16 protein-coding genes are annotated in these 15032 nt (G+C 73.0%); 9 read left to right on the forward strand and 7 right to left on the reverse strand.

What is annotated here, in order from left to right; genetic code table 11:
• Positions 1-102: 102 nt before the first annotated feature.
• From ACWDNY_RS25765 to ACWDNY_RS25775, 3 genes are all read left to right on the forward strand, one after another.
• On the forward strand, positions 103-807 hold the full coding sequence (locus ACWDNY_RS25765; protein WP_451648168.1) for a uracil-DNA glycosylase: 705 nt from the start codon (positions 103-105) through the stop codon (positions 805-807).
• Between the two features lie 154 nt (positions 808-961).
• Positions 962-1741, forward strand: coding sequence for a nucleotidyltransferase domain-containing protein (locus tag ACWDNY_RS25770; RefSeq protein ID WP_451648169.1), 780 nt, complete (start codon positions 962-964; stop codon positions 1739-1741).
• A 244-nt stretch (positions 1742-1985) separates the two neighbouring features.
• Positions 1986-2171, forward strand: coding sequence for a hypothetical protein (locus tag ACWDNY_RS25775; protein ID WP_451648170.1), 186 nt, complete (start codon positions 1986-1988; stop codon positions 2169-2171).
• 273 nt (positions 2172-2444) lie between these two features.
• On the opposite strand, the gene ACWDNY_RS25780 is transcribed toward ACWDNY_RS25775, so the two are convergent.
• Together ACWDNY_RS25780 and ACWDNY_RS25785 are read right to left on the reverse strand one after the other, a co-directional pair.
• Positions 2445-2894 (reverse strand): hypothetical protein, encoded by a 450-nt coding sequence (locus ACWDNY_RS25780; RefSeq protein WP_451648171.1) that lies wholly within the window; start codon positions 2892-2894, stop codon positions 2445-2447.
• Positions 2885-3511: an ATP-binding protein gene (locus ACWDNY_RS25785; protein ID WP_451648172.1), complete on the reverse strand. Its 627-nt coding sequence runs from the start codon at positions 3509-3511 to the stop codon at positions 2885-2887. The genes ACWDNY_RS25780 and ACWDNY_RS25785 overlap by 10 nt, the downstream gene beginning before the upstream one ends.
• Positions 3512-3712: 201 nt before the next feature.
• On the opposite strand from ACWDNY_RS25785, the gene ACWDNY_RS25790 reads away from it, so the two are divergent.
• Positions 3713-4573, forward strand: a complete 861-nt coding sequence (locus tag ACWDNY_RS25790) for a helix-turn-helix domain-containing protein (RefSeq protein ID WP_451648173.1) — start codon at positions 3713-3715, stop codon at positions 4571-4573.
• Complete coding sequence (locus ACWDNY_RS25795) at positions 4574-4849, forward strand: DUF397 domain-containing protein (RefSeq protein ID WP_451648174.1); 276 nt, start codon at positions 4574-4576, stop codon at positions 4847-4849. It abuts the gene before it with no gap.
• Positions 4850-5008: 159 nt separating this feature from the next.
• Here ACWDNY_RS25795 and ACWDNY_RS25800 read toward each other — a convergent pair whose 3' ends face one another.
• Complete coding sequence (locus ACWDNY_RS25800; protein WP_451648175.1) at positions 5009-6496, reverse strand: glutamate synthase subunit beta; 1488 nt, start codon at positions 6494-6496, stop codon at positions 5009-5011.
• A 229-nt stretch (positions 6497-6725) separates the two neighbouring features.
• On the opposite strand from ACWDNY_RS25800, the gene ACWDNY_RS25805 reads away from it, so the two are divergent.
• Positions 6726-7367, forward strand: coding sequence for a uridine kinase (locus tag ACWDNY_RS25805; protein WP_451648176.1), 642 nt, complete (start codon positions 6726-6728; stop codon positions 7365-7367).
• 283 nt (positions 7368-7650) lie between these two features.
• Here the strand turns inward: ACWDNY_RS25805 and ACWDNY_RS25810 are convergent, their stop codons facing one another.
• On the reverse strand, positions 7651-8607 hold the full coding sequence (locus tag ACWDNY_RS25810; protein ID WP_451648177.1) for a carbohydrate kinase family protein: 957 nt from the start codon (positions 8605-8607) through the stop codon (positions 7651-7653).
• Positions 8604-9509 carry a pseudouridine-5'-phosphate glycosidase gene (locus ACWDNY_RS25815; protein ID WP_451648178.1) on the reverse strand — a complete coding sequence of 302 codons (906 nt, stop codon included), beginning with the start codon at positions 9507-9509 and terminating at the stop codon, positions 8604-8606. The genes ACWDNY_RS25810 and ACWDNY_RS25815 overlap by 4 nt, the downstream gene beginning before the upstream one ends.
• Before the next feature lie 100 nt (positions 9510-9609).
• On the opposite strand from ACWDNY_RS25815, the gene ACWDNY_RS25820 reads away from it, so the two are divergent.
• Complete coding sequence (locus ACWDNY_RS25820) at positions 9610-10038, forward strand: VOC family protein (RefSeq protein ID WP_451648179.1); 429 nt, start codon at positions 9610-9612, stop codon at positions 10036-10038.
• An 82-nt stretch (positions 10039-10120) separates the two neighbouring features.
• Here ACWDNY_RS25820 and ACWDNY_RS25825 read toward each other — a convergent pair whose 3' ends face one another.
• A complete protein-coding gene (locus ACWDNY_RS25825; protein WP_451648180.1) occupies positions 10121-10675 on the reverse strand; it encodes a methylated-DNA--[protein]-cysteine S-methyltransferase in 555 nt (184 codons plus the stop codon).
• Positions 10676-10761: 86 nt separating this feature from the next.
• The gene (locus ACWDNY_RS25830) at positions 10762-11631 is read right to left on the reverse strand and encodes a glycerophosphodiester phosphodiesterase (protein WP_451648181.1); all 870 of its coding nucleotides are present in this window, start codon (positions 11629-11631) and stop codon (positions 10762-10764) included.
• A gap of 268 nt (positions 11632-11899) precedes the next feature.
• Here ACWDNY_RS25830 and ACWDNY_RS25835 point away from each other — a divergent pair, with 268 nt between their 5' ends.
• Complete coding sequence (locus ACWDNY_RS25835; RefSeq protein ID WP_451648182.1) at positions 11900-12763, forward strand: MHYT domain-containing protein; 864 nt, start codon at positions 11900-11902, stop codon at positions 12761-12763.
• Positions 12764-12803: 40 nt separating this feature from the next.
• A complete protein-coding gene (gene uvrB / locus ACWDNY_RS25840; protein WP_451648183.1) occupies positions 12804-14957 on the forward strand; it encodes an excinuclease ABC subunit UvrB in 2154 nt (717 codons plus the stop codon).
• Positions 14958-15032 lie beyond the last annotated feature (75 nt).

Raw genomic sequence — 15032 nt, forward strand, 5'->3', positions numbered from 1 at the left:
TTCAGCCGCCCGGCGGCACTCCCGCCCGGCCCCCTCCCCGAACCACCTCGGCCGTGCCCGACGCGAGGCCATCGCGGGGGCGAAGCGGGCATACGGTGAAGCATGGACACCAGCAGCCTGGCCGCGCTCGACCGGCGGATCGCGGACTGCCGGGCCTGCCCGCGTCTGGTCGCCTGGCGCGAGGAAGTGGCCCGCACCAAACGTGCCGCCTTCGCCGACTGGGCCTACTGGGGCAGGCCGGTGCCGGGGTTCGGGCCGCCGGACGCGCGGCTGCTGATCGTCGGCCTGGCGCCCGCCGCGCACGGCGGCAACCGGACCGGCCGCATGTTCACCGGCGACCGCTCCGGTGACGTGCTGTACGAGGCGCTGTACGACGTGGGGCTCGCCTCGCAGCCCACCTCCGTCGCCGCGGACGACGGCCTGGAACTGTACGGGGTCCGCGTCACCGCTCCCGTGCACTGCGCACCGCCCGCCAACAAGCCGACCCCCGGGGAAAGGGACACCTGCCGGGCCTGGCTCGTGCGGGAGCTGGGGTTGCTGCGGCCGACGCTGCGGGCAGTGGTGGTGCTCGGCGCCTTCGGCTGGCAGGCCGCGCTGCCGGCCTTCGCCGAGGCGGGCTGGAGCGTGCCCCGGCCGCGGCCCGCCTTCGCGCACGGGGCCCGGGTCGCGCTCGACGGGCTGGAGCTCTTCGGCTGCTTCCACGTCAGCCAGCGCAACACGTTCACCGGGCGGCTCACCCCCGCGATGCTCCGGGACGTCCTCGTGACGGCGGCCGAAGCGGCCGGGCTGCCGGCGAAGCGGCCGTGACCGGGAGGGGATGAGGCGACACGCCCTGCGAAGTGGGCGCGGGGACGAGCCGCGCCCATGCCGCGCCGCTGTCGCGACCGCCCCCCTTCGGTGGCGCCGTCGGGGAAGGAGGCCCTAGGGTCGCCCCCGACCGCGACCTTACGGAGGTGCCAAGGTGCCGTCCCTCACGGACCAGACGTTTCTCGACACCACCGCCGACCGGCTCTCCGCCCTCCCCGGGGTACGGGCCGTGACCCTCGGCGGCTCCCGCGCCCGGGGAACGCACGGCCCCGGCAGCGACTGGGACCTGGCCGTCTACTACCGCGGCCGCTTCGACCCCGGCGATCTGCGCGCCGTGGGCTGGGAGGGAGAGGTCTGCGAACTCGGCGGGTGGGGCGGCGGGGTGTTCAACGGCGGCGCCTGGCTGACCATCGACGAGCGGCGGGTCGACGTCCACTACCGGGACCTCGACGTCGTCGAGGACGAGTGGACGGAGGCGGAGCACGGACGCTTCCGGATCGAACCGTTGCTGTTCCACCTGGCCGGTATCCCCAGCTATCTGGTCGTCGCGGAACTCGCCGTCAGCCGCGTCCTGCGCGGAGAGCTGAGGCAGCCCGCTGCCTACCCGCCCGCCCTGCGCCGCGCCGCTCCCGGCCGATGGCACGGCCTGGCCGCCGCCACCCTCGCGTACGCGAAGGCGGGGCACGCGCCGAAGGGCGCTCTCACCCAGGTCGCCGGGGCGATCGCCGTAGCCGCCACCCAGACGGCGCACGCGGTGCTGGCCGCGCGAGGGGAGTGGGCCACCAACGACAAGCGCCTCCTGGAACGGGCCGGCCTCCTCGACGTCGACCGGATCGTCGGCCGGCTGACGGCCTCCCCGGACGCCCTGGCCCGCGCGGTCGGTGAGGCCGAGGACGTTCTCGACGAGGCCGTGCGGAAGGCGCGCGAGTACTGAGAGTCTGCCCGCGAGAGCGGGCGGCCGCGACGCACGCCACGGTTACCACCGCAGGTCGGACGGGTGGAAGCACCGTGAAGAGCGACGGTCACCACCCGTGATGGATACCGCCGAAAAGCGGATATTTCGCCCACACTTTGCAGTGAACGAGTGTCAACTACGTCTCAGTACCATCACTGCGCGAGGCGCAGGCCCCATGGTTGGCGTTTAACTCTACGAGTACAGCGCTACATGGAGGTGCAGGGTGAACGGGCGAACGGTGCTCGAGCGCTTTCCTGCCGGCGGTCCGCGCGGATCGTGGCCTGCGGAGGAGTTCGCACACGCGCGGCGTCTGGAGGGCCTGCCCGCCGAGGTCGTGATGGACCTCGCGACGGATACCTTCCTGGTCATCGTCCGGGGCGGCGACAGCGGCGGTGAGGCGACCGCCTGACCCGCGGCGCCCCCGGTGCGACGGGCAGCGGCGGCGCGTACGCGGCGCCGCTACGGCAGGGGCGGCCCCGACCCGGCGGAACCTCCGCCCCGGTGGGACCTCCGCCCCGGTGGGACCCCGACGCGTCGTCGCCCGGCGCGCGCCCCGTGCACCGGCTCGCCACATGTCTCGGGGCGGCGGCCCTGAACCCGGGTCTCGCCGCATCGCCGGAGGTGACGCGGCGGCGCGACCCGCCTCGGGGACCGGTGCGCGGGGACCGCTACACGCCGACGGCTACGCGCTGATCGGCCGCGACCATGCCGGAGTCGACCCCGTGAGGTGGCAGAGCGCCAGGTAGAGGGGAATCGGCGGGGTGTACGGAACCGTGCCGTCCGGTCGGTGGATGAGGCCGGGGGGCCGGGTCTCGGGCGCCTCGGGAAGGACGGCGCCGGTGGCGTAGTGCGCGGGGGCGGGCCACTCGAGGGCGTAGTCCGAGTCGGACGGGACGAGCCACCACCAGTGCGCCTCGTCGGCGTAGACGCACCCGACGCGGGGCAGAAGCGGCATCACCCGCGGCCCGATACGGACGGGCACCGCCACCGCGTCGCAGCCCAGGGGCGCGGTCATGCCCTCGGGAACCGCCAGCCGGTGAGACACGCCCGGCGTGCGCAGGCCGCGGCCCAGGCGTACGAGGGTGTTCAGGCTGAGCAGGCCGCCGGAGCCGGACATGGCGCTCACCGCCATGCGGCCCCCGATCCGTGGTGGTGTGCCTGCGCGTCGTCGTCCTCGTCCGCCGGACCGCGGGACGGGTTCGGCTTGGGGCGGGCACCCCAGCCGAGGTCACCCCGCGCTTCCTCCCCGCCGTGCGACGCGTCGGCCGCACGCGGCAGTTCCGCCCACACCAGCAGTCCCGGCCCGTCCTGTTGCGCGCCCCAGGCCCGGCACAGGGCGTCGACGAGGAGCAGTCCCCTCCCGTGCTCCTCCTCCGGCCCTCTCGGGGACGAGTGCGGCTCTCCCGGTGCGCAGCCCTCGTCGCGCACGGCTATGCGCACCACGTCGCCGCCGTCGTGCAGTTCGCACACGATATGGCTGCTCGCGGTGTGCACCACGGCGTTGGTGACCAGTTCGGAGATGACGAGGTCCGCCGTGTCACAGGTGTCCTCGCACACCGACCAGCCGGAGAGGCGGGCCCGGGCCAGACGTCTGGCCCGCGCGGGAGACCCCGGGTGTGCGGCCAGTTCGAAGCGGAACCGGCGCCCGGCAGGGGCCCCGCCGGGACCCTCCGCCATGGCGGCACCCGGACCGAGACAGTCCGCGGCGGCGTCTGTTCCTAAGGGCGGGGACGGAATCACGTTTGCCACTATCTCCCTGCCGTGGACACTTGGCAAGCGTCACTCTGAAAAATGCAGAGTGGTCGGTGACGCTGTCAAGCGCCATGGCAGACTGCACGCAACAGCATGCTGCGCGGCGCCACTTGGGATCGTTCGAAGATCCGCGAAACCTTCGTAGGGTCTCCCCATGGCGCCGCAAGGGCTGTCCGGATCGACTGCTGGAGGTGGAGCGTGAGCGAACCGCGGTCCGCGCCGACCGTCGGGCAGGTCGTGCTCGGCAGGCGCCTGCTGGACCTGCGGGAGCGCGCGGGGCTCAGGCGCGAGGAGGCCGCGCGCATCCTGCGCGTCGCCCCCGCCACGGTCCGCCGTATGGAGATGGCCGAGGTCGGGCTCAAGATTCCGTACCTCCAACTGCTCCTGAAGGCGTACGGCGTCTGCGACGAGGAGGCCGACGTCTTCGTGCAACTGGCCGAGGAGGCCAACCAGCCCGGCTGGTGGCAGCGGTTCCATGACATCCTCCCCGGCTGGTTCTCCATGTACGTCAGCCTGGAGGGCGCGGCCTCCCTCATCCGCTCCTACGAACCCCACTTCGTGCCCGGCCTGTTGCAGACCGAGGACTACGCCCGCGGGGTGCTGAAGTCGGGAGCCGTCGGCCAGACCCGGCCCGACGACATCGAGCGCCACGTCGCGCTGCGCATGCAACGCCAGGGCCTGCTCACCCGGCCCGACGCGCCCAGATTCTGGGTGGTCATGGACGAGACCGTGCTGCGCCGGCCGGTCGGCGGGCCGGAGGTGATGCGGGCTCAGATCGACAGGCTGCTCGACGCCACGGAGCTGCCGAACGTGACACTCCAGGTCGCCACCTTCTCCTCGGGGCCGCACCCGGGCACGTACGGGCCCTTCGTGCTGTTCCGATTCGCCGTGCCGGAACTGCCCGACATGGTCTACAGCGAGTACCTGACGGGCGCCGTCTACCTTGACGCACGCACCGAGGTGGCGACCCACCTCGAGGTCATGGACCGCATGGCGGCGCACGCCGCCACGGCACATCGCACCAGGGAGATCCTCCGGGACCTCCGCAAGGAGCTGTGAATGGAACACCTCACGACCCAGCCCGCACCGCCGATCCGCGGTGAGCGGATCTACAACGGCATGCCCGCCCGGGAGCTGGGCAGCGAGGGCTGGCGCAAGCCGTGGAGCGGCGGGAACGGGGGCAACTGCCTGGAGGCGATGAAACTGGCCGACGGCCGGATAGCGGTGCGTCAGTCGACCGACCCCGACGGGCCGGCGCTGATCTACACCTCCGACGAGATGACGGCCTTCATCGAGGGCGCCAAGGCCGGGGAGGCGGACTTCCTGCTCTCCTGACCACTACGGTTGCTGCTTAATTCTTGTCACTTCCTGTGTCCGGTACCGCCTTGTTCACCATCCGCCTCAGACCGTTACGGAGTTGCGCGTAACCACGGGCTCGCCACGCCGGTCGTCCCGGGGCCCGCGCTCGCTCCCCGCACACCGCGGGCCGCCGGGCTACGCCGTCATCGGCCTGTCGTACGGCCCGATCGGCGCCGGGAGCTGCGAACTGCCCGTCAGATGACGGTCCACCGCTGCCGCCACCGCCCGGCCCTCGGCGATCGCCCACACGATCAGCGACTGGCCGCGCGCCGCGTCCCCCGCCGCGAACACGCCGGGGACGTTCGTCGCGAAGCCCGTGTCACGCACCAGCGTCCCGCGCGGGGTGAGCTCCAGTCCCAGCTGGTCGACGAGCCCGTCCCCGAGGTCGGGCCCCGAGAAGCCCAGGGCGAGCAGCACCAGATCCGCCGGGAGGGTGCGGCCGGTGCCGGGCAGCGGGCGCCGCCGCTCGTCCACCCCGGCCAGGTGCAGGCACCGCACATGCCCGTCCGCGTCCCCGGTCAGGCGCAGCGTCGACGCCGCGAACAGCCGCGCGTCGGCGTCGGCGGCGGGCGCAGTCCGCAGGTCACGAGCCTCCTCGTGGGCGCCCGACAGGCGGTAGACCTTCGGATACGTCGGCCACGGCTCGGTGTCCTCGTCGCGTTCCGCACGCGGCTGGGGGTAGATGTCGAGCTGGGTCACCGACGCGGCGCCCTCCCTGACCGCGGTGCCGAGACAGTCGGCCCCCGTGTCACCGCCGCCCACGATGACGACGTGCTTGCCGGCGGCGGACAGCGGGGAGCACTCCAGGTCCCCCTCGCCGACCCGGTTGGCCAACGGCAGGTACTCCATCGCCTGATGGACTCCGGCCAGCTCCCGCCCCGGTACGGGAAGCTCCCGCCAGGCCGTGGCTCCCGTGGCGATCACCACGGCGTCGTAGCGCGAGCGCAGTCCTGCCGCGTCGACGTCCCGTCCGACCACCGTCGACGTGCGGAACCTGGTCCCCTCGGCCAGCATCTGCTCCAGCCGCCGCTCCAGGTGGTGCTTCTGCATCTTGAACGCGGGGATGCCGTACCGCATCAGCCCGCCGAGCCGGTCGTCCTTCTCGTACACCGCGACCGTGTGCCCGGCACGCGTCAGCTGCTGGGCCGCGGCGAGCCCGGTCGGCCCGGACCCGATCACCGCGACCGTCCGACCCGACAGCCGGTCCGGGAGCCGCGGCAGGACGAAGCCCTCCTCCCAGGCCCGGTCGGCGATGGCGCACTCGACGTTCTTGATGGTGACGGCGGGCTGGTTGATCGCGAGGACGCAGCCCGCCTCGCACGGTGCCGGGCACAACCGGCCGGTGAACTCGGGGAAGTTGTTGGTGGCGTGCAGCCGGTCGCTGGCCGCCCGCCAGTCCTCGCGGGAGACCAGGTCGTTCCACTCGGGGATCAGATTGCCCAGCGGGCAGGCCTCGTGGCAGAACGGAACGCCGCAGTCCATGCAGCGGCCGGCCTGTTCACCGATGATCGGCAGCAGCGCGCCCGGAACGTACACCTCGTCCCAGTCCCCGACCCGCTCCTCGACAGGCCGGCGGGGCCACTCCCGGCGTGGAGTGGTCATGAATCCCTTGGGATCGGCCATGGGCCGTCTTCCTCGCGTACGCGTGCGACAGGCCGTGCGGTATCGGGCGGCACTCCTGCGGCCACGATACGTCCGGCCCATCCCGTGCGCGAAGTACCCGACAGCGCTTTCCCCAGGCAGCCCGGCCTGCCTCGTGCCGGCCGGCCCAGGTCCGTGTCAGGCCGTGTCCGGCGAACGCAGGACCCGTCCCGGGCGGGCAGCCGCGGGGCCGTCGCCGCCGCGCGGCATCATGGGCCGTGTGCGACTCGAAGCGATCACCTGGGAACGGCTCGGCGACCTCCTCGCCGAGCGCCTGCTCGACCTGAATCCGGCCGACGGCAGTCCCTGGACCCGCGTCGCCTTCGACGGCGCGCCTGCCGCCAGCCCCGGTGACCTCGCCGAACGCGTCGCACAGGCGCTGCGGCTACGGGGCCGGCCCTCGCTGGTCGTGGGCGTCGAGGGCTTCCTCCGCCCTGCCTCCCTGCGTCTGGAACACGGCCACCGGGACGTGGAGTCGTACTACGACGGCTGGATCGACACCGGCGCGCTGTGGCGCGAGGTCTTCGGCCCCCTCGAACCCGGCGGTGACGGCCGCGTCCTGCCAGACCTGTGGGACCCGGCCGCCGATCGCGCCACCCGGAGCGACTACGCCCAGCTCCCGCCGGGCGGACTGCTGTTGATGCACGGCCCCCTCCTGCTGCGCCACTGGTTCCCCTTCGACCTGACCGTCCACGTCCTCCTCTCCCCGGGCGCCCTCCGCCGCCGCACCCCTCAGGCGGAGCACTGGACGCTGCCCGCCTTCGAGCGCTACGACGCCGAGGCCGACCCGGCCGGCACGGCCGACGTCCTGGTCCGTGCCGACGATCCGCGCCACCCGGCGTGGCGCGGCTGACCGGCCCCGCCCCCGTATCCCCGGCAGGACTCTTCCCGCGCGCCGCACCGCTGCGCCCTGGCGTGCCAGTCTGCCTGGCCAGGCGCTAGCGGCGGGCAGGCCTGGGGAAACGGGAGATTCCGCTTGGTTCCCGCCTGTGGACGGGCACTGCCCCGCCGGGGACCGGCCCGCCCGGACGGTCCCGCAGGTCGCGGACCGGGCGGCCGGCGGGAAGGCAACCGCCGCCGCACGCCTGCCCGGCGGCCACCGTCACCGGCCCCTCGCCCCCCTTCACCGGCCGCCGTCACCGGCACGTGCCGGATCCCGGGGGTCTGGCCCCCACCCGTTCCACCGCCAGCGCCCCCGCCCGGCACCCTTCGGCCGCTGCGTCCTCGGGCCCCACGCCCCCGAGCAGGGCCGCGAGGAACGCGCCGGTGAAGGCGTCACCGGCGCCGGTGGTGTCCAGAGGTGTCGCCGGCACGGCCGGGACCCGGGCGCACACGGTGCCGGCGCGGGCCACCAGCGCACCGTCGGCTCCCTGCTTGGCCACCACGAGGGGCACGTACCGGCTCAGCTTCGCCGCCGCGTCCGCCGGATCGGGCAACCCCGTCAGCAGGCACGCCTCGTCACGGCTGGGCAGCAGCACGTCCAGCCCTTCGGCGCAGGACAGGAACCGGTCGACGCCCAGCACGGTGAGGAACCCGGCCGACGCCGGATCCAGGCTCACCGGCACACCCCGAGCGTGCGCCGACGCCACGGCGACCGCCACCAGGGCCCGGCTCGGCGCCGAGAACAGCAGGTAACCCGACAGGTGCAGCCACGCGGCACCGTCGAGCAGCGTCTCCGACCAGTCACCGGGCTCCAGGCGCAGGGAGGCGCCGCTGTCGGTGAGGAACGTGCGCTCGGCCGCGGCTCCCGCGTCGACCAGGCAGAGCACCGTTCCGGTCGGCGCGTCCCGATCGACGACGAGCCGGGGACGCACTCCCGAGACGGCGAGTTCCCGCTCGTGCCAGGCTGCCGCGTCCGCGCCCACCCGCCCCAGCAGCCGCACGTCGCGCCACCCCCAACGGGCGGCCCAGCACGCCACGTTCGCTCCCGCGCCCCCCGGCACCGTGCGGATCACCGCGGCCGTGTCGGTCCCGGGCGCGAGCGGCCCCCGGTGCCGTGCGACGACGTCCGTGACGACATCGCCGACCACCAGCAGCGCCCCGCCGGCGGCACCGCCGACCGCTCCCGCGGCGCCCGTGCGCCCCGATGTCACGCCCGCGCCCAGGCCGCCGCGATCCGCCCGGCGAGCCGCACGTTGCCGCGTACGGCGGCCAGGTTGGCTCGCAGCGAGGCGCCGTCCGTGTGCCGCACCAGGTGGTCGAGCAGGAACGGCGTGACCGCCTGGCCGGTGACACCGTCCTGCTCGCACGCCTGCAGCGCGTCGGCGAGCACGCGCGCGTGCAGGTCCGGATCCAGCTGCTCGTCCTCGGGGACGGGCCGGGCGACGATCAGCGCCGAATCCGGCACGCCGAGCGCGTCCTGCGCGCGCATGACCGCGGCCACCTCCTCGGGCGTCCGGAGCGTCCAGTCCACCGGCTGACCCGAGTCGGAGAGGTAGAAGCCGGGGAAGCGGTCCGTTCCGTACCCGGCCACCGGCACGCCCAGCGTCTCCAGCCGCTGCAGGGTCGCCGGCACGTCCAGGATCGACTTCACGCCCGCGCAGACGACCGTGATCCGAGTGCGCGCCAGCAGCCCGAGATCGGCCGACTCGTCCTGTGTCACGGTCCACTCCCGGTGCACCCCGCCGAGCCCGCCCGTCGCGAACACCCTGATGCCCGCCAGGGCGGCCAGTAGGGCGGTCGCCGAGACGGTGGTCGCCCCGCTCGCACCCACCGCCACGGCGAGCGGCAGGTCACGGTGCCCCAGCTTGCGGATCCCCTGCCCGTGGGCGATCCGCTCCAGCTGCTCCTTGCCGAGACCGACGTGGGACCGCCCGTCCAGCACGGCGATCGTCGCGGGTACGGCACCCTCCCGCCGCACCGCATCCTCCAGCTCCCGCGCCACCCGCAGGTTGTCGGGGCGTGGCAGCCCGTGCGCGATGATCGTGGACTCCAGGGCCACCACCGGCCGGCGCGCGGCGAGCGCCTCCCGCACCTCTTCGGACACCACCAGCACGAGCCTGTCTCCCGTCTGTCGCTCCTCCCTCATCCCTGGCGGGCGCCGCGTCCGGTCAAACCCTTGCGGCCGGTGCGGCGGCGGGAGCAGCCTGGAGGCCATGACGGACAACACGGCACGTCTCGACCACGTCGTCCTGTGGGTGCGCGACCCGGAGGCCGCGGCCGACTTCTACGAGAAGGCGGTCGGGCTGGAGCCCCTGCGGGTCGCCGAGTTCGCCGCGGGCGAGGTGTCCTTCCCGTCCGTGCGCCTGAACGAGGAGACCATCTTCGACCTCGCGCCGCTCACCCTGACGCCGCACATGAACGTGCTCCCCGGCGCCGCCGACAGCGCGGGCCACCCGGTCAACCATGTCTGCCTGTCCCTGCCGGCCGACGACTTCGACGCGCTGCGCGCCCGGCTCGACGAGCGGGCGGTGCCCGTCTCCGAGCTGTCGTACGACTCCTTCGGCGCCCGTGGGAAGGCCCGGCGCAGCTTCTACTTCCGCGATCCGGACGGGAACGTCGTCGAGGCCCGGCACTACGACTGACGCGGCCCCGCCCCCGGCGCCTCGGCAGGCTCCGGGGGCGGGCACCCCCGCGGCGGTGCCGCCGAACGCCCGCGAAGTCTGCTCAGAACAGCGGTTCGGGCAGCACACCCTCCAGCGCCAGCAGCTTCCGCTTGGTCTCCAGGCCGCCGCCGAACCCGCCGATCCCGCCGTTGCTCTCCACCACCCGATGGCACGGCACGACCACCGGCAGCGGGTTGGCCCCCATCGCCACCCCCACCGCCTGTGCCGCGCCCGGCTGACCGGCCCGGCGCGCGAGGTCGCCGTAGCCGACCACCGTGCCGTACGGAACGCCGGAGGCCAGCTCGCGCAGCACCGCCCGGTTGAAACCGGAGATCAGCGACCAGTCCAGGGCCAGCTCGAAGTCGCGCCGTTCGCCCGCGAGATAGGACCGCACCTGGCGTGTCGCCTCCGCCAGCAGCGGGGAACCGGGCGCCTCGACGGGCTCCGTGCCCAGCCGGGACGCCAGCCGGGCCAACGCCCGGTCGCGCACCGCGTCGGTGGCGTGGAAGACGACGTTGACGAGCCCGTCGGGCGTCGCCGCGAGCAGCAGGCGACCTATGGCGCTGTCCACGACGGTCCACACGACCTGCTGCCCGTACTGCCCGGTGCTGTCCATGCGACCACGGTAAGGCCCGCCACCGACAGCGCGGCGGGCCCGGGCGCGGCCCCACGGGCGGGCGCCCGACGGGCGGGATCACGCGTTCACGACCCGCCGAGTGCCTTCCGCACCACGTCGGGCTTGTCGGTGATGACGCCGTCGACGCCGTAGCCGGCGACGGCCCGGGCGCGGGCGGCGTCGTCGACGGTCCAGGCGAAGACCCGCAGCGGCCTGCCGTGCGGCCCGGTGAGGGAGTGGACGGCCGAGACGTAGCCGCCGGACAGGGAGCCGTGCGGGGGGTTGACCGAGTCCGTGAAGGCGGCGTAGCGGTTCAGGTCCGCCGTCCTGGGGGCGCCGAGGAACCCGGTCCGCACGCCCGGCTTCAGGTCGTGCACGGTCCGCACGCTGTCGGCGCTGAAGCTCTGCACGATCAGCCGGCTCGCCAGGTGCCGGCTGTCCAGCCAGCCCTCGTTGCCGAGGAGCTTGAGGGTCTGCTGCTCGATGCCGGGGTACAGCTCGGGGCTCTTGAGCTCCAGGAGCAGCTTCTGGTGGTTGTGCTCGACGCGGCGCAGGTACTGCTGGAGCGTCGGCACGCGCGCGCCCGCGTACGCCGGACCGAACCAGCGGCCGGCGTCCAGCCGCGCGATCTCCGCCGCGGTGAAGTCCTTCACCTCCCACGGGGAACGGTGCGGGAACACCTCCTCCACGTCGGTGGTCCGCCGGAGGCTGTCGTCGTGGATGACGACGAGTACGCCGTCCTTGGTGCGCTGGACGTCGTTCTCGACCCACCGGATGCCCAGGGAGGCCGCCTTGTCGACGGCGGCGAGGGTGTTCTCGGGGGCGTAGGCCGAGGCACCCCGGTGCGCGACGACCACGGGCGGGGACGTGTCGTGGGTGGCCCGGGCGCCGCCGGAGCACAGCAGCGTGGCTCCCAGGACGGCGGTCGTCGTGGCGGCGACTGCGCGTGCGTGCATGCGTACTCCTCGCGTGAGTGGTCACTGACGGCACCAGAGTGACAGCAAAGGGTCAACGGCAGGCGGGCGCAAGACCGCCACGCGTCAGCGGGAGGTCCGAGACCGCTCACGAGTGGCGCACAACTGGGGCAGGGGCGTGTTTTCTTTGCCGGGAAATCGTTCGACCGATCCGGTGGGAGTCATACTCTCTGTCGACCTCGACCGCTCGGGCGGTCCGGGACGGGGAGCATTACTCCGGGACGCAAGACGGTGGAAGGGCTTACCGCGCATGCACGGCACGGTCGACGGATTCAGCTACGGCCTCGTCACCCCGCTGGTGGCCTATCTCATGGCCTGCCTCGGCGGGGCCCTGGGCCTGCGCTGCACCACCCGGGCCCTGCTCGTCTCGCACTCCTGGCGTCCCGGCTGGCTCGCCCTCGGCTCGGCGGCCCTCGGCTCGGGCATATGGACCATGCACTTCATCGCGATGATGGGCTTCACGGTCCGGGAGGCGCCGATCCACTACGACCGGCCCACCATGTACGCGAGCCTGGTGGTCCCCGTGGTCATGGTGGGGGTCGGGATCTTCATCGTCGGTTACCGGGGCGCGACGGGATCCGCCCTGTTCACCGGGGGCACGATCACCGGCCTGGGCGTCGCCTCGATGCACTACCTGGGCATGGCCGGAATGCGCCTCGACGGCAGGCTGGAGTACAACACGCTCACCGTCACCGCCTCCGTCCTCATCGCCGTCGTGGCCGCGACCGCCGCCCTGTGGGCGGCCGGGCAGGTCAGGGGGGTCCTGTGGAGCCTGGGCGCGAGCCTGGTCATGGGTCTCGCCGTCAGCGGCATGCACTACACCGGCATGGCCGCCGTGAGCGTCCACCTGCACGGCGCGAGCGGCGCCCCCACCGGGGGCGAGTCACCGGCGGCGCTGCTGGCACCGATGCTGCTCGGCCCGTTCGCCTTCCTGCTGCTGGCCGGTGTCGTCGTCGTGTTCGACCCGCTGATGGCCGCGGGCAGGGCCGACTGGGCCCCCGCCGAACGCAAGCCGGGCGTACCGGCACCCGAACTGGTGCGGCACTCCGTCCGCCGCCCCGGCCCGCTCCGGCCCCTGGCGCACCGCGGCCCCCGCACCCCGCAGAGAAGGTGACCAGGGACCGGTTGTCAGCGGGTGGTCGTACGGTGGATGCATGCGGCCCGTTTCCCACATCGAACGCACGGTGGCGCCCTTCGAGGTCGTCAGCCCCTACCAGCCCAGCGGTGACCAGCCGCAAGCCATCGCCGAACTCGCCCGGCGCGTCGAGGCGGGCGAGAGGGATGTCGTCCTGCTCGGCGCGACCGGCACCGGCAAGTCCGCGACCACCGCGTGGATGATCGAGAAGCTCCAGCGCCCGACGCTCGTCATGGCGCCGAACAAGACGCTGGCCGCCCAGCTGGCGAACGAGTTCCGCGAGCTGCTGCCGAACAACGCGGTCGAGTACTTCGTCTCGTACTACGACTACTACCAGCCCGAGGCGTACGTCCCGCAGTCCGACACCTACATCGAGAAGGACTCCTCGATCAACGAGGAGGTCGAGCGCCTGCGCCACTCGGCGACGAACTCGCTGCTCACCCGCCGGGACGTCGTGGTGGTGGCCTCGGTCTCCTGCATCTACGGTCTCGGTACCCCGCAGGAGTACGTGGACCGCATGGTCCCGCTCCGGGTCGGCGACGAGATCGACCGGGACGACCTGCTGCGCCGGTTCGTCGACATCCAGTACACCCGCAACGACACGGCCTTCGCCCGAGGCACCTTCCGTGTGCGCGGCGACACCATCGAGATCTTCCCGGTCTACGAGGAGCTGGCCGTCCGCATCGAGATGTTCGGCGACGAGATCGAGGCCCTCTCCACCCTCCACCCCCTCACCGGAGAGATCATCAGCGACGACCAGCAGCTCTATGTCTTCCCGGCCTCGCACTACGTCGCGGGCCCGGAGCGGATGGAGCGGGCCGTCAACGGCATCGAGAAGGAACTGGGGGAGCGCCTGTCCGAGCTGGAGAAGCAGGGCAAGCTCCTGGAGGCCCAGCGTCTGAGGATGCGCACGACGTACGACATCGAGATGCTCCGCCAGATCGGCACGTGCTCCGGCGTGGAGAACTACTCGATGCACTTCGACGACCGCGCGCCCGGCACGCCGCCGAACACGCTGCTCGACTACTTCCCGGACGACTTCCTGCTGGTCATCGACGAGTCGCACGTCACCGTGCCCCAGATCGGAGCCATGTACGAGGGCGACGCCTCCCGCAAGCGCACCCTCGTGGACCACGGCTTCCGGCTGCCCTCCGCGCTCGACAACCGCCCGCTGAAGTGGGAGGAGTTCCAGGAGCGGATCGGCCAGACGGTGTACCTGTCGGCCACCCCCGGCCAATACGAGCTGTCGCGGTCGCACGGCCAGGTCGAGCAGATCATCCGTCCCACCGGCCTGGTCGACCCGGAGGTCGTCGTCAAGCCGACGGAGGGCCAGATCGACGACCTGGTGCACGAGATCCGGCAGCGGGTCGAGCGGGACGAGCGCGTCCTCGTCACCACGCTCACCAAGAAGATGGCCGAGGACCTCACGGACTACTTCCTGGAGCTCGGCATCCAGGTGCGCTACCTGCACAGCGACGTGGACACCCTGCGCCGTATCGAGCTGCTGCGCGAACTGCGCGCCGGTGAGTACGACGTCCTCATCGGCATCAACCTCCTCCGTGAGGGCCTCGACCTGCCGGAGGTCTCGCTGGTGGCGATCCTCGACGCCGACAAGGAGGGCTTCCTGCGCTCCGGCACGTCGCTCATCCAGACGATCGGCCGCGCCGCGCGCAACGTCTCCGGCCAGGTCCACATGTACGCCGACAAGATCACCCCGGCGATGGCGAAGGCCATCGACGAGACCAACCGCCGCCGGGAGAAGCAGATCGCGTACAACAAGGCGAACGGCATCGACCCGCAGCCGCTGCGCAAGAAGATCAACGACATCGTCGCGCAGATCGCCCGTGAGGAGGTCGACACCGAGCAGCTGCTCGGCACCGGCTACCGCAAGACGAAGGACGGCAAGGGCGCCAAGGCCCCGGTGCCGTCGCTCGGCGACAAGGCGGCCAAGGGCGCCAGGTCCGCGAAGTCCGCCAAGGGCAAGGCCAGGACCGAGGAGACGGTGCCGACGGACCGTCCCGCGGCCGAGCTCGCCGCGCAGATCGAGGAGATGACGGAGCGGATGCGCGCCGCGGCGGCGGACCTGCGCTTCGAGGTCGCGGCGCGGCTGCGCGACGAGGTGTCCGAGATGAAGAAGGAGCTGCGTCAGATGAAGGAGGCCGGCCTGGTCTGACGGGGCCGCACGGCCCGAGGCCGACGGCACCCTCGCCGCTCCCCGCGTTCCGGGGGCGCGCCGGCGGGCGCGCCC

Source organism: Streptomyces sp. NPDC003697 (assembly GCF_053587115.1).